Below are 14,405 nucleotides of genomic sequence, written 5' to 3'. Positions count from 1 at the left end.
CCTGTGACTCAACGGCGCTTGAAATCTGCGACGTACTTGAAGACGTCGAAGTTGCCTTCGAGCGTGCCGAAGCGCGCGTCGAGCTGGTCGCGTCGGAAGCCGATGTAGTCCGGCTTGCCGACCAACGGGATCATGTTGGCCGAGCTCTCGATCAACCCGCAGGCGCGCGTCATCAGCTTGTCGCGCTCAGGCCCATTGGGCGTCTGCCGGATCTGCGCCATCAGTTCACCGTACTCGGGCACGGGCTCCAGGAATGTGGTGAAGACCGGCGAAAAGCCGGATGTCCACCAGTTCAGGACGATGCCGGGATCGGAGAAACCCGCAAACCAGGTCAGCGACGCATCGAAGTTCGAGTCCTTCGGGTTCGTCGTCAGAACGCGCTTGTACCAATCGGCCACGGGCACTTGCTGCACCTGAACGCTGAACCCAGCTTCCTGCAGTTGGGGCTGCAGCACCTGGGCGATCAGCGGATAAGTCACCAGCACCGAGGAGGCGATGAGATTGATGCGCGGATTGGGGTTGCCCGCCTCCTTCAGCAAAGCCTTGGCCTTGGCCACCCGCTCCTTGCGTGGCAGCGTGTAGCTCGGCAGTCCTTCGCAAAGCTTCTTCCCGAAGGCACTGGGAACGGCGTACTCCACGGCCGACTCACCGCCGAAAACCGCGTTGACGATCGCGGGTCGATCGACGACCAACGCCGCGGCCTGGCGCACACGACGGTCCTTGAAGACCGAGTTGCCGCTCAGACCACTCAGGTCCAGGTGGAAGTAGTTGGGCGTTTTCTGAACCACCGGCTGCACGCTCGGGATGGCGGCCAGCAGGCGCGGCGTGTCCGGGTTCTCGAAGGTCGCCACGTCGATGCTGCCGTCACGCAAGCCGGCAAGGCGCGCCGCGTCATCAGGCATGACCCGGATCGTCATCTTGTCCATGAGCGGCTTGCCGCTTTGCCAATAGTGCGGATTTCGCTCGAGCAACCACGCCTCGTCCTGGCGGTGTTGCGCGACCTTGTAGGGACCGGAGCCGAGCATGCCCTTGGCGGGATCGAAGCTGCCCGCCTCGATCTCCTTCATCGGCAGGATCGAGGTGGTCGCCACGGAAAGGATGGACAGCAGCGAGGTGTTCGGCTTGGCCAGGTCGATGCGCACGGTATGCGCGTCGATCGCGACCACATCGTTCACACCGCCGATCTGCTTGCCCCAGCCGCGCGCCTTTTGCGGATCTGTCAGCCGCTTCAGGCTACCCACCACATCGGCGGAGGTCAGCGGCCGCCCGTTGGAGAACGCTGCGTTCTTGCGCAGCTTGAAGACATAGGAAGTGGGCGAGACCTGTTCCCACGATTCGGCCAGCTTGGGCGTGATCTTGAGCTTGTCGTCCGTGCTCAGCAACTGGTCGTAGATCAGATAGAAGACCGTCCACGACGAGCCATCGCCCGACGAATGCGGGTCGGTGGAAAGCACCTCCGACGGCTTGCCCCAGATGAGGGGCTTCGGGGTCTGCGCGAAGGCAAGGCCTGGCAAGACCAGCAGAGACGCCGCCGCAACCACTGCCGGCAGCCAGGCCCGGCCACGTCCGAACGCACACGAGATTCCAGTCATTTGAACTATCCGTCCTTCCGATTGATGACACACAAATGTTATTTGACTAACATTACATAGGTCAATGCAATATTGATACCAACAGATAGGAGTAATCCCTTGCCCCACCCCACCACACAGACAAGAGCGAGAGATCTCGGGTTGCTCTTTTCCGGAAAGACAGGCCCCGCCAACGCGATCACCGACGTGCCCGGCGTCGAAATCGGGCAGACGACGCTCATTCATGGGGACGGCGCGCTGCATGCTGGTGCACCCGCCGTGCGCACCGGGGTGACGATCGTTCTGCCGCGAGGCCGATCGGGCGTGCTGCAGCCGGTCAAGGCCGGCGTGCACGCACTCAACGGCAACGGCGAGATGACCGGCACGCACTGGATCGAAGAGGCCGGAATCTTTCGCGGCCCGATCGGCGTGACGAACACGCACAGCGTCGGCGTGGTCCATCACGCGCTGGTGCGGTGGCTCTCGCGCGTCGACGGTGATCGCGGTGCCTACCCGTGGCTGATGCCGGTGGTCGCGGAAACCTGCGATGCCGTGCTCAACGACATGGACGGGCTGCACGTCGAGGAGTCGCATGTGTTCGAAGCCATCGCCGCAGCCGCGCCCGGCGCCGTGGCGGAAGGCAACGTCGGCGGCGGCACCGGCATGGTCTGCTACGGCTTCAAGGGCGGAACCGGCACGGCGTCGCGCGTCGTGAACGTCGCGGGCCAGGACTACCGCGTCGGCGTGCTGGTCCAGGCGAACATGGGCATCCGCCCCTGGTTGAACGTGCTGGGCGTGCCCGTCGGTGAACTCATGCCCAGTTCAAGCAGCCGCCAAGGCGAGCCGGCTGCGCGCGAGCAAGGTTCGATCATCGTGATCGTGGGAACCGATGCGCCGCTTCTGTCCAGCCAGCTCAAGCGGCTTGCAAGGCGCGCCGCACTGGGCGTGGGCAGAACCGGCACGCCGGGAGGAGACGGCTCCGGCGACATCATGCTGACATTCACCACCCACGCCGACCAGGGGCCCGGGGACCAGGGCGTCTGCCGGACCGAGTATCTGGCCCAGCACACACTCGACCCGCTGTTTCTGGGCGTGGTGCAAGCCGTGGAGGAAAGCATCCTGAACGCACTGGTTGCGGCGCAGACCATGGTGGGCCGGAACAACATGCGCGTGGAGGCGCTGGATCACAGTATGCTGATCGACCTGATGCGCCGCTATGGCCGCATCGCCGACACCCGATGAAATCTTCCCTGTCCCTTTTTGAACGCATCGAAGCGGCATCGTCCGAGATGACACGCTCTGAGCGGCTTCTGGCGGCCTACCTGACCGCCAACGCGCGCGAGCTGACGCTGGAGAACGCGGCATCCGTCGCGCGAAAATCCGGCGTGAGCCCGATGACCGTCGGACGCTTTCTGCGCACGCTCGGTTATGACAGCTTCGACGAGGTTCGCCGCGAAGCCAGTCGCTTGAGCGCACCTGCGGAGCTTCGCATCGCCGGCCGCTTCGAGCAATTCAGTCGCAGCCAAGGTCCCGTGTCCGATGTGCGCAGTGCGCAACTCACGCAGCAGATCGATGCGTTGGTGGCCGCGCACGATCTGGCGACCGGAGAGCACTGGAACGCCATGGTGCGGCAGGTTGCGACATCGCAGCGGGTTTTCGTCGCGGGCTACCAAACCGTGCGCGGTGTTGCCTCCGACTTCGCGGCGCGCCTCGAATATGTGCGCGAGGGCGTGAGATTTCTCGACGGTGCGGACGGCACCTACTCTGAACTTCTAGGCGCCCAGAAGAGCCAGACACGCTGCCTGGTTCTGGTCGACATTCGTCGCTATGCGAAGCAAGCCGAAGCGTTGGCTTCGGCGGCCACGGAAGCCGGTATTCCGGTCTTTGTCATCACCGATGCCTACTGCCACTGGGCTCGAACCTACACCCCCCATGTTTTTCATGTGCAGACGGATGTCGGCTTTTTCTGGGACTCGACCGTTGCGATCGTGGGCTTCATCAACCTCCTGATGAACGGCGTGATCGAGCAACTCGGCAAAAAGGTGGGTGAACGTGTCAGCCGGCTCGAGAAGCTGCAAGATCGTTTTGGCGCATTCCTTGATTGACATAGGTGAAGGGGGATAGCAGGCCCCAATCTTCCCAACGGCGCGCGCAGGGCCGCTGCCACCCGCTCGGTTGCCGAGATCGGGCACCTTCCGGGGTACAAGCGACCATCGCCAATGGCCGATGACTGGCAGCTTTCAGTCGAAGCTGTTGTTCGCTCGCAAAGGTCCGAGCGGCAGCGACCAGTCGAGGCTGTGTGAAAACGCATTGAATCCGTGCATGCCGTCGCCTAGATTGAGACAACGCCACGAACTGGGTTGCCACATGAAGCGATTCATCGAGCCAGGGGATCGAAGCCAGACCACGCTGCTGCCAGAGTGCCTTGACGACTACATCTCAGAAGAGAACCCCATCCGCGTAGTCGATGTCTTTGTCGATGAACTCAAGCTCTATCGGCTCGGCTTTGAAGGCGCGGAACCTGCGGCCACCGGGCGGCCGTCGTACCACCCCTCAGTGCTGTTGAAGATCTATATCTACGGCTACCTGAACCAAGTGCAATCCAGTCGACGCCTGGAGCGCGAGGCACAGCGCAATGTGGAGTTGATGTGGCTGACCGGGCGCCTGGCCCCTGATTTCAAAACCATCGCCGACTTCCGCAAAGATCATGGTGACGCCATTCGTCTGGTGTGCCGAGAGTTCGTTCTTTTGTGCCGCCGGCTCAAGCTATTTGCCGACGGCGTCATCGCCGTGGACGGAAGCAAGTTCAAGGGCGTCAACAACCGCGACAAGAACTTCAACGAGCACAAGCTCCAGGTGCGGATGCAGCAGCTCGAGCAGAGCATCGGCCGATACCTTGCCGAACTTGATCGAGCTGACCGAGATCCAGCGATGGTTCTCCCCGAGCGTGTTGCGCGCCTCCAGGAAAAGGTAGCCAAGATCAAAGGAAAGATGCGTGAAATCTCTGCCATCGAGCGGCAGCTTCAGTCCACGCAAGAGCGACAGATCTCGCTGACCGATCCGGATGCCCGCTCGATGGCGACCAGCCGACTTGGCTCAGCAGTCGTAGGCTACAACGTCCAGGCCGCGGTCGATGCAAAACACCACATGATCGTCGCCCATGAGGTGACCAACGCAGTAACCGATCGAGGCCAACTGGCCGCCATCTCCAAGGCGGCTCAAGAGGCCATCGAACACCCCAAACCAATCGTGCTGGCGGATCGAGGCTACTTCGAAGGCTACGGGATTCTGGAGTGCGAACGTGCGGGCATTGCGACACTTGTCCCGAAGCCCTTGACGTCCAACAGCAAGTTCGAGGGCAGATTCGACAAGCGAGACTTCGTCTATGACAAGCGACGGGATGTGTACCGGTGTCCGGCGGGCGAGATCGCAATCTACCGCTTCACCGCCATTGAGGACGGCAAGGCGTTGCGCAAGTACTGGACATCAAACTGTGGCGGCTGTCACTTGAAGCCGCAGTGCACCCCGGCGCCAGCCAGACGCATCAGTCGATGGGAGTACGAGGAGGTCCTGGAAAAGGTCCAGGCGCGTCTAGATGCTGCGCCCGAGGCCTCAAAGTTCAGGCAACGAACGATCGAACACGTGTTCGGCACCCTGAAAGCGTGGATGGGGGCCACGCACTTCCTGACGAAGACCTTGCCGAACGTGAAAACCGAGATGAATCTGCAGGTTCTGGCCTACAACCTCAAGCGAGCAATCAAGATCCTCGGCCCAAGTACCCTGATTGCAGAGATGAAGTCGTAGGAGCCGACTCGCGTCTTGTCGAGACGGCCGAGAATTCCGGTAGGAACTGAGTCCGCCGGTCCAACGGATCTTGCGCGCCCCTTCAATGCAGGCTGTTTCCACACAGCCTCAGTCCGAAGCGGTCATCGACGGACGCCAGAAACGCCGGCTGTTGGCCAACTTCGATCTCGAGAATGCGGATGTCTGCTTTGAGTTCGATGGTGGAATCATCGGCATGCGTTCAATGTGGAAGCTCATCACCCCCTCGTGATTGCCGGCCGCACTCTGAGTGACAAGGACGCATGGCGGCACGAGTTCGAGGACGAACTCGGAGACAGTGCGACATCCGCTTAGTAGCTGTCGCTGCGCATGTCCAGTTTGTCCGGCGATCGTTGGACTGACCTGTGACGCCGCCAGGTAGCGAGGGGCCATCTCCACTGCCCCCGGCATCACTCTCCACATGAGAACTTGCCCGGTTTTGTCAGGGCAGCCATCCTCTCAAGCGTTGAACTCCCTAAAAAAAGCCCGGGGCGATTCGGACCGGGCTGCACTTGGGCGTCAACGCATCAAGCCACTCCAGTTCCCTCGGATTGTAAGGAAAGGCGAAATGCGTGCCATCGAATCGCACCTTCACCACCAATCCGCGCAAACTCACCACGGTGCCTAACCGCCCCCGGAACTGGACCCTTGCTCCCTTTTTGGCCGGTACGGCGAAACGAATGCGGATCTGCTCGTAGGTCATGAGCGAATCCTCGGCCATGAAATGCTACCTTTAGCCGACATTTTTCAATCACAAACTGAAAAACGGCGCACGGACTTGATCATCGGCAGCGCCAGGCAAGCCTCGTCTATTGCGCGGGCGATCGCACGCCTGCTTGCGCAGAATCAATGCAAGGGACTTGCCCCCACGGGCCCCACCTCGTACAGCAATCGCCCATGGATGGTGGCCAGCGAAACCGCCCGTGTCAGTTCCGCGACCAGGCTGGGCGCGCACAGTTGCGATATCTGTCTCTCGAAGGCGACAGAAGAAAATGCTCGCTCCGACTGCGGGGCGAGCGGGGCAACGCTGAGCGTGCTGAATGGACACTAGGATTTCAGTTCACGGAAGAGGTCGCGCCCCAGCACGGCGCTGGCGGCCACCAGACCGCCGACCATTGCACCACTGACGCCGGCCGCCGCCACGTCTTGGCCACTGAAGTACAGGCCTTTGACCGGCGCGTGAGCGCCCATCCAGCGCTGAGCAAAACGCCGCGGCGTCTGTTCGAAGCCCATGAAATTGCCTCGAGTGCGATTCAAAAAGTGATTGAAGCTCAACGGCGTGGCCAGTTCGGTATGGGCAACCCGCCCTCGGAGCTGCGGGAAGTGGCGGAGGGCCTCAGCGAGCAAATGCTCAGTCAATTGAGCCTTCATGTCGTCGTACTCGGCACCGCGACGCATCCATTCAGTGCCAGCAAAGCGCTGGAAGACGGACCAATCAGTGAGGCCGCAAACGTCCATGGTGCTGCGCCCAGGATAGCGAGCCGCCCAACTCGGGTCACGCAATGAGGGGTGAGTCATGAAGTAGAGCGGCATGGGCTCGCCTGCGGGGTCAGCTTTGTAGCGAGCGAGATTCGCCGGGAGATCATTTGTGGGGTGAACCCAAAGGTTTCCCGGGTGGATGCCCAGTTCGCCATTGCCCGCATCCACGCCAACGTTGAGTACCGCAAAACACTGTGTCGTCCCCAAAGACTGGGTGGCCTGCGTCAGCGGCCGAATCAATTCAGGGTCGGCGTGGGCCAACAACGGCAGAGTTTGCGAAATGCCAATGGAGCTGACAACGCGGCGCGCTTCGATGTCGCTGCCATCGGCAGTCACGACCCCCACCACTCGGTCGTTGTGCATTCTCAAGCCCACAACTTCGGCGGCCACCAGGCAAGCGCCACCTGCCGCGCGAACCGTGTCTGCCATGGCTTCTGCGATTCGCGGTGCACCACCCACCGGATAGCTGGCACCGTCGATATAGTGATGAAACACCATCGCGTGGATGGCGAAGGACGCTTCGGCGGGTGAGTTCGAATAGTCCCCGTAGTTGCCGCACCAAACCGCCTTGAGATCGGCGTTGTCGGTCAACTCGTTCATCACCTCCAGCACCGTACGCTGGGAGTATGGAGCGAAGGCGGCCTGTGGCGCACTGACCGAAGCATCGGACAAGCGCTGCGGAAGAGCACGCTCGCCAAAGAACGCCTTTGCAGCGCGATTGGCGTCGGCGACGAGCTCCACATAGCGATCAATGGCTGCAGCCTCGTCCGGAAAATAGACCTTGAGTTGGTCCTTGTAGGCCTCGGCGCCAGCCACGTGGTCGAAGCTACGCTCTCCGATGATGATGCGGTTGTAGACCGCCGGCATGGGTGCCCATTCGAGCTGCCCGCGGGAGACCCTGTCGAACAGGCGATAGAGGCCACTGCTCTTGCGGTGCACCTCGCCCATGTAGTGGAGGCCCACATCCCACTCGAAGCCCTTGCGCGCAAATGACTGTAGACAGCCGCCGAGAACCGCATGGCGCTCCAGCACCAGCACCCGCTGCCCCTCCAGTGCCAACAAGGCTGCGGTCGTCAAACCGCCAGCACCTGAACCAATAACGACAGTGTCGAAGCTGCCGTGCAACTCGCCGCGCTCGCGTGCGCGCTTGAAACTCAGATCGGGTGTATTCATTTTTTGCTCCATGTCTTTGTCAGCGCAGGTCCATCAGCTTCACTTCCCGCACCTTTCCACCTTCGACCACCGCCACCGGCACGGCTCCGATCGAATTGCCGCGGACATCGACTCCACTCAAGGCATGAGGGTTGGCCGCGGCGCTCAATGCCTTCATCGCGGTGTCGAGTTGCGCTCGAATCGCCACGGCATCGGTCGTGCTCGACGCGGCCTTCATCGCCTGAGCGGTAGCGCGCACACCGGTGTAGCCCAGCGTGACCTCGCTGCTCGGATCGCGCCCGGGATACAGCTTGCGATAGCGCTCGACGAAGGCTTTCATTGCGCTCGAAGAATCATCGATCACGGGCAGCAAGCCGATGGAACCTTCGAGCAGACCGTAGCCACCGGTGACTTTGGCGATTTCATCGAGCTTGGCTTGGTCGATGATGACGAAGCCGCCCTTGAAGCCCAGTTCGCGAGCTTGCTTGATCACGAGCGCGGTCGGCTCCGATGCGCCTCCCACCAGCAACACATCAGGTTTAGCCGCCAGCACACGACTCACGCCGCTGTAGAAATCGGCCGCGCGGTTGTAGGACATGGGGTTATCGGCCACCACTGTGCCCCCCGCAGCTTCCCAGGTTGGGCGGAAAGCCGCGCTCCAGGCTTTTGCATAGTCATGGTCACCCACCGCGATGCCGAGCTTCCTGCCGTACTTTCCCATCGCATAGTGGGTGAAGGGCTGGATATACGTCGTGAAATCTGGCGGGATGCGCCAGGTCAGCGTATTCCCGTTGGCGGTGATCTGCGGCGCGCTGCTGTACGAGAGCAGCAAGTACTTCTGCTTCTCGTTGGCGGTCTGTAACGCAAAAGTCCCGCCCGAATGTCCCACCAAAATCACCGCAGTCTTCTCCGCCTGCACCAAGCGCTGTGCATTGATCGCAGACTCCGCGGGGTTGTACTTGTCATCGAGGCTCACGATCTCCAGCTTGCTAGGCTTGCCTCCGATCTGCCAATCCTGCGCATTGATCTCGTCGGCGGCCATGCGCATGCCGTCGAGCACATTCTTTCCGAAAAGCGCACCGCCACCGCTCAGCGGGCCGGTGTAGCCCAGCTTCACGACCTGCTGCGAGAAAGCCGGGATGGCGAACAGGAGTGTGCTTGCAGCGATGCCGGCGAGCAGTCGCCTGCCGTAGGGAGTCTTCTTCATGGCTTGTCTCTCTTTCGTTGGAATGAATGGAACGCGGAAAATCTGGACCTCGCCTCACGCGCCTATGTAGGCACGCCGGATGTCGGGGTTGCGCAGCAATGCATCGCTGTCGCCCTCCAGGACGACACGGCCCAGCTCGAGCACGTAGGCCCGATGGGCCACCTTCAGGGCGGCGAAGGCGTTCTGCTCGGCCAGCAACACGGTGGTGCCGGCACGGTTGATCTGCTGGATCACCTCGAACATCTGGCGGACCACGAGCGGCGCCAGCCCGAGCGATGGCTCGTCCAGCAACAGGGCGCGCGGTCGACCCATCATGGCGCGGCCGATGGCCACCATCTGCTGCTGACCGCCGCTCAACGAGCCGGCCGGGTCGTCCTTCTTCTGATCGAGGATCGGAAACAAGCCGAAGATTTCCTCGAGCCGGCGGCGGTTTCCCGCACGGTCGGCGCGGTGAACATAGGCCCCCAGTACGAGGTTGCGCAGTACCGACATGCCCGGAAAGAGCTTGCGCCCTTCCGGACAATGAACGACGCCGGCTTGGACGATCTGCGAAGGCCGCAGGCCGATCAGTTCATGCGTTCCGAAGCGGATGTGTCCCGTGGCCACTTCCAGTCCGCTCGCGGCGCGAAAGATCGAACTCTTGCCAGCGCCGTTGGCGCCCAGCAGCACGACCAATTCACCGTCTCGGGCCTGCAGGCTGATGTCGCTCAAGGCCCTGAAACTGCCGTAGTTCAGCGAGACGCGCTCAAGCTTCAGCATGCTCGCTCCCGAGGTAAGCATCGATCACTGCAGGGTTCGCCCTGATCTCGTCTGGCGTGCCTTCAGCGATCTTCTCGCCGTAGTTCAGCACCATGATCTTGTCGGCCAGCTGCATGATCATTTCCATCTTGTGCTCGATCAAGCACACGGTGATGCCGTTGCGCACCATCTTGCGGATGAGCAGCGCCAATCCCACCGTTTCCTCCGGGTTGACGCCGCCAGCCGGCTCGTCGAGCAGCACCAGCTGCGCGTCGGTAGCAATCGCCAAGGCGAAGGCGACGCGCTTTCGCTCCTCCTGCGTGATGTCCGCCGCCAGTCGCTGCTCCAGATGCGACAACCCTACGAAATCCAGCGCGGCGCGTGCCTTCGCACGGCACAACGTCTCCTCATCGCGAAGGCGCCGCGAGCCCGCCACGGCGTCCCAAAGGCCCGATCGGGTGCGAAGCCGATGGCCGACGATCAAGTTGTCGAGCACGGTCGACAGGTCGAACAGGGTGGTCGTCTGGAACGTGCGGGCCACGCCGCGCAAGGCCATGCCGTCGGCGCGGCAGCGTGTCACGTCCTCGCCGTTGAGCAGGATGCGGCCGGCGCTCGGCAGGTGCACGCCGCCGATCAGGTTGAAGAAGGTCGTCTTGCCTGCGCCGTTCGGGCCGATGATCGCGTTGACCTTGCCCTTGTCCAGGCAGGTGCTGACGTCATTGACTGCAGTCAGGCCGCCGAAGCGCTTGGTGAGCCCCTGGATCTCAAGCATGGCGCTCTCCCTTCAGTACCGGCGTGTTCGATGTCTGACCTGGTTCTTTTGCGACGTCAGACACCGGCTGCAGCGAGCGTCGACGCAGCCAGCGGCCCCGTAGCCAGCCGACGATGCCGTCGGGCAGGAAGATGACCAGAACGATCAGCAGCGGACCGAACACGATGAATCGGTAGTCCTGCAGGAACTGCATGTACTGCGCGAGCCAAGGCACGCCCAACGCCCCCAGCAGCGGACCGAGCAGCGTTCCAGCACCGCCGATGAGCATGTACATGGTCATGTCGAAAGTACGCTCGACACCGGCCAGATCCGGACTGAGGAAACGCACGAAGCCCGCATACAAGCCGCCCGCCGTGCCCGCATAGAACACCGACAGCAAAAAGGCCAGGAGCTTGTTGCGCATCAGGTTGATGCCCAGCGACTCGGCCAGGTCGTCGCCGTTGCGGATGGCAACGAAGGTGCGCCCCAGCAGCGAACCGACGATGCGGTGCATGACCCACAGTCCCAGAGTGAGAAAACCCAGCACCAGGTAGTACAGCGCGCGCGGCGAATCAAAGGAGACATCGCCAAACGGCGTGGGGAGTGCCTCCGGCACGGGAATGCCGATGATGCCAACCGCCCCGTGCGTCAGGCTTTCCCACTTTTCGATGCCGAGGAACAGGATGTAGCCCACGCACATCGTGAAGATGGCGAAGAAGTGTCCCTTCAGGCGCAACGACAGGAGCCCGATGGGCAAGCCCAGCACCACCGGCACGAGGCCCGACAGGCAGAACGCGACCCAGAACGGCCACTGGTGGTCCACCGTGAAGATCCCTACGGTGTAGGCCCCGATCGCCATGAAGCCCGCATGCGCGAGATTGAACTGCCCCGTATATCCCGTGATGAGGTTCAGGCCCAGGGTCGCCAACGCGAAGATGTAGGCGCTGCTCATCACCGTCAGGTGGTAATCGTTGTCGGTCAGAAGGGGGAAGACGAGGCCCAGCAGCAGCAACAGGCCCCAGCCGGTACGTGCGTTCCATGCGTTCATGTCAAAGCACCCCGCGCGTGAACAGGCCCTGCGGCCGCACAGACAGGATCACCACCAACAGCACGAAGGCGATGAGGTCCTTGGCATCGGACGAAACATAGAAGGCGCCGAAACTCTCCGCAAAGCCGATGATCAACCCACCTGCAATGGCGCCAGGCACGCTGCCCATGCCACCGATCACGATGATCGCGAAGGCCTTGGTGATCACCAGGCTGCCCATGGCGGGATACACCAGATTGATCGGCGCGTAGAGCACCGCCGCCGCAGCAGCAAGCGCGCCGGAAATAGCAAAGGTGAGCATCGCGACGCGGTGGGTGTCGATGCCCATGAGCGCGGCACCCTCGCGGTTCTGTGCCAGCGCGACGATCGTGGCGCCAACGACCGTGCGCTTGAGGAACAGCTGCAGTGCCGCCATCAGCACGAAGGCACCTGCGACGAGCAGCACGCGTTGCTGCCCAATGCCGATGCCGGCGACCTCCACCATGCCCGTGTAGGGCGTGGGCATGCGGCGGAAGTCGGCGCCCCAGATCGCCTGGGCAGAGGCTTCGAGGAATAGCAGCAGTCCGATGGCCGCAATCATCGGATGCAGGCCCGACGACTTGCGCAGCGGATGGAACACCCAACGGCCGGCAAGCGCTGCCAGAGCCGCCACGCTCGCGGCCGCCGCCAACATGGCGAGCCAGTAGTTCCAGCCGAGCGCCGACATGAGCTGGAAGGCCACGAAGGCTCCGGCCATGTAGAACGCGCCGTGCGCGAAATTGGGCACCTGCAAAATCCCGTACACCAGCGTCAGCCCGAGGGCCACCAGGCAATAAACGCTGCCGAGCGTCAGACCGTTGAGGATCTGTTGAAGGAACATGTCCACGGATCAGGCCTCCGCGGCCAGGCGAGACGCTCGGAACTGCTCGCGCAGCTTGTTCTTCAATACCTTGCCGGTCGCTCCCAACGGCAGAGACTCGACAAACGCCACCTCGTCGGGCCGCCACCATTTCGCGACCTTGCCATCAAGGAAATCGAGCAGCTGCTTCTCCTCCAGCGCAATGCCCTGCCTTTTCACGACGACCAGCAAAGGCCGTTCGTCCCACTTGGGGTGATAGACCCCGATGCAGGCCGCCTGCTGCACTGCCGGGTGCGCCATCACGAGGTTCTCGAGTTCGATGGAGCTGATCCATTCGCCGCCAGACTTGATCACGTCCTTGTTGCGGTCGGTGATCTTCAGGTAGCCGTCGGCATCGATGGTGGCCACGTCGCCGGTGGTGAACCAGCCGTCGGCGTCGACCGCCGGCGCTTCGTCGCGGTAGTAGCGCTCGACCACCCACGGGCCTTTGGCCATCAAGTTGCCCGCCGTCTCACCGTCCCAAGGCAGTTCCCGCCCTTCGTCATCGACAATCTTGATGTCGACGCCGACGATCGTGGTGCCTTGCTTTCCGAGGATCGCTTGGCGCTCCGCCTCGGGCAGGTTGTCGTGCCTGGCGAACAGCTTCCCGGTGGTGGCCAGCGGCGAGGTCTCGGTCATGCCCCACGCATGGATGACCTCGATGCTGTAGCGCTCGCGAAAGGTCTTCATCATCGCGGCGGGACAGGCGGAGCCGCCGATCACGGTGCGCTTAAAGGTCGAGAAACCGGCTTCCTGCTTGGCGACGTGGTCGAGCAGGCCCATCCACACCGTCGGCACTCCCGCCGAGAAGGTCACGCCCTCCCGTTCGAAAAGCTCGTACACCGAGGCTCCGTCCAGCGCCGCCCCGGGAAGGACAAGCTTCGCACCGGTCATCGCCGCCGCATAAGGCAGCCCCCAGGCGTTGACGTGAAACATCGGGACGACGGGACACACCACGTCCCGCGCCGACAACCCGAAGGAATCGGGCAGCGACGACGACATGGCATGCAGGACGGTGGATCGGTGAGAGTAGAGAACCCCCTTGGGACCGCCCGTTGTGCCCGACGTGTAGCACAGGCCCGAAGCGGCGTTCTCATCCAACTGCGGCCATTCGTAGGTGCCTGCACTGGCGTCCAGCAACTCTTCGTAGCACCGCAACGCCGGCATGCCATCCATCTGCGGCATCTCGTCGCGCCCGCACAGCGCGATCCATCCCTTCACGCCCGGACAACGCGGTGCAATGGCCTGGACGAGCCCGGCAAAGGCCGGATCGAACAGGAGCCAACCGTCCTGCGCATGGTTGACCATGTAGACGATCTGCTCCTGGAACAGGCGCGGATTGAGCGTGTGCAACACCGAGCCCGCACCCGCCACCGCGTAGTAGGCCTCCAGGTGCCGGTAGCTGTTCCATGCAAGCGTACCGACGCGGTCGCCCACGCGCATGCCTTGCGCCACCATGGCTGCAGCAAGCTGGCGTGCGCGACGATGACAGTCGCGATAGGTGTAGCGATGCGTGCTGCCGGAAGACAGCTGCGACACCACCTCCACATCGCCGAAATACCGGTCGGCGCGCTGCAGGATGCCGGAGATGAGCAATGGGGTGCTCATCATCTGTCCAGGGAGGAACCGGTGTACGTCGTCTTTCATCTTGTGTCTTCCATCTCGTTCTTGTTGTGTGTGTCGCTGCGAGCGATGCGCAGGGCCAAGCCGGGCAGGCCGCGTGTCGCGCGCCCTGCCCCGCATCACGTGCCGGTGTCGGC

The 14,405-nt window shown here is 62.5% G+C and carries 13 protein-coding genes; 4 read left to right on the top strand and 9 right to left on the bottom strand.

Annotated features, from left to right (window positions below):
• Positions 1-8 precede the first annotated feature (8 nt).
• Positions 9-1,625, bottom strand: coding sequence for an ABC transporter substrate-binding protein (locus RZE79_RS30970; RefSeq protein WP_319362073.1), 1,617 nt, complete (start codon positions 1,623-1,625; stop codon positions 9-11).
• 66 nt (positions 1,626-1,691) lie between these two features.
• Here RZE79_RS30970 and RZE79_RS30965 point away from each other — a divergent pair, with 66 nt between their 5' ends.
• The 4 genes from RZE79_RS30965 (at position 1,692) to RZE79_RS30950 (ending at position 5,625) form a co-directional block, all read left to right on the top strand.
• Complete coding sequence (locus tag RZE79_RS30965) at positions 1,692-2,813, top strand: P1 family peptidase (RefSeq protein WP_319362072.1); 1,122 nt, start codon at positions 1,692-1,694, stop codon at positions 2,811-2,813.
• The gene (locus RZE79_RS30960; RefSeq protein WP_319362071.1) at positions 2,810-3,676 is read left to right on the top strand and encodes a MurR/RpiR family transcriptional regulator; all 867 of its coding nucleotides are present in this window, start codon (positions 2,810-2,812) and stop codon (positions 3,674-3,676) included. Before RZE79_RS30965 ends, RZE79_RS30960 begins: the two co-directional genes overlap by 4 nt.
• Positions 3,677-3,938: 262 nt before the next feature.
• Positions 3,939-5,375 carry an IS1182 family transposase gene (locus RZE79_RS30955; RefSeq protein WP_319359682.1) on the top strand — a complete coding sequence of 479 codons (1,437 nt, stop codon included), beginning with the start codon at positions 3,939-3,941 and terminating at the stop codon, positions 5,373-5,375.
• An 85-nt stretch (positions 5,376-5,460) separates the two neighbouring features.
• Complete coding sequence (locus RZE79_RS30950; protein ID WP_319362070.1) at positions 5,461-5,625, top strand: hypothetical protein; 165 nt, start codon at positions 5,461-5,463, stop codon at positions 5,623-5,625.
• A 243-nt stretch (positions 5,626-5,868) separates the two neighbouring features.
• Here RZE79_RS30950 and RZE79_RS30945 read toward each other — a convergent pair whose 3' ends face one another.
• The 8 genes from RZE79_RS30945 to RZE79_RS30910 form a co-directional block, all read right to left on the bottom strand.
• Positions 5,869-6,114, bottom strand: coding sequence for a polysaccharide deacetylase (locus tag RZE79_RS30945; RefSeq protein WP_319362069.1), 246 nt, complete (start codon positions 6,112-6,114; stop codon positions 5,869-5,871).
• Between the two features lie 326 nt (positions 6,115-6,440).
• Positions 6,441-8,045, bottom strand: coding sequence for an NAD(P)/FAD-dependent oxidoreductase (locus RZE79_RS30940; RefSeq protein WP_319362068.1), 1,605 nt, complete (start codon positions 8,043-8,045; stop codon positions 6,441-6,443).
• A 19-nt stretch (positions 8,046-8,064) separates the two neighbouring features.
• Entirely contained in the window at positions 8,065-9,231 is a 1,167-nt protein-coding gene (locus tag RZE79_RS30935; protein ID WP_319362067.1) for an ABC transporter substrate-binding protein, read from the bottom strand.
• Between the two features lie 54 nt (positions 9,232-9,285).
• On the bottom strand, positions 9,286-9,990 hold the full coding sequence (locus tag RZE79_RS30930; protein WP_319362066.1) for an ABC transporter ATP-binding protein: 705 nt from the start codon (positions 9,988-9,990) through the stop codon (positions 9,286-9,288).
• Positions 9,977-10,741 (bottom strand): ABC transporter ATP-binding protein, encoded by a 765-nt coding sequence (locus RZE79_RS30925; protein ID WP_319362065.1) that lies wholly within the window; start codon positions 10,739-10,741, stop codon positions 9,977-9,979. The genes RZE79_RS30930 and RZE79_RS30925 overlap by 14 nt, the downstream gene beginning before the upstream one ends.
• Positions 10,734-11,768, bottom strand: coding sequence for a branched-chain amino acid ABC transporter permease (locus RZE79_RS30920; protein ID WP_319362064.1), 1,035 nt, complete (start codon positions 11,766-11,768; stop codon positions 10,734-10,736). The genes RZE79_RS30925 and RZE79_RS30920 overlap by 8 nt, the downstream gene beginning before the upstream one ends.
• Before the next feature lies 1 nt (position 11,769).
• The gene (locus RZE79_RS30915; RefSeq protein ID WP_319362063.1) at positions 11,770-12,633 is read right to left on the bottom strand and encodes a branched-chain amino acid ABC transporter permease; all 864 of its coding nucleotides are present in this window, start codon (positions 12,631-12,633) and stop codon (positions 11,770-11,772) included.
• A gap of 3 nt (positions 12,634-12,636) precedes the next feature.
• Positions 12,637-14,292 (bottom strand): 3-(methylthio)propionyl-CoA ligase, encoded by a 1,656-nt coding sequence (locus tag RZE79_RS30910; RefSeq protein WP_319362062.1) that lies wholly within the window; start codon positions 14,290-14,292, stop codon positions 12,637-12,639.
• Positions 14,293-14,405 lie beyond the last annotated feature (113 nt).

This window comes from Variovorax sp. EBFNA2, from assembly GCF_033802765.1.
Classification (GTDB): domain Bacteria; phylum Pseudomonadota; class Gammaproteobacteria; order Burkholderiales; family Burkholderiaceae_C; genus Variovorax; species Variovorax paradoxus_H.
The sequence above is the reverse complement of the archived record's forward strand: the minus strand, read 5'-3'. Positions and strand labels throughout refer to the sequence as shown.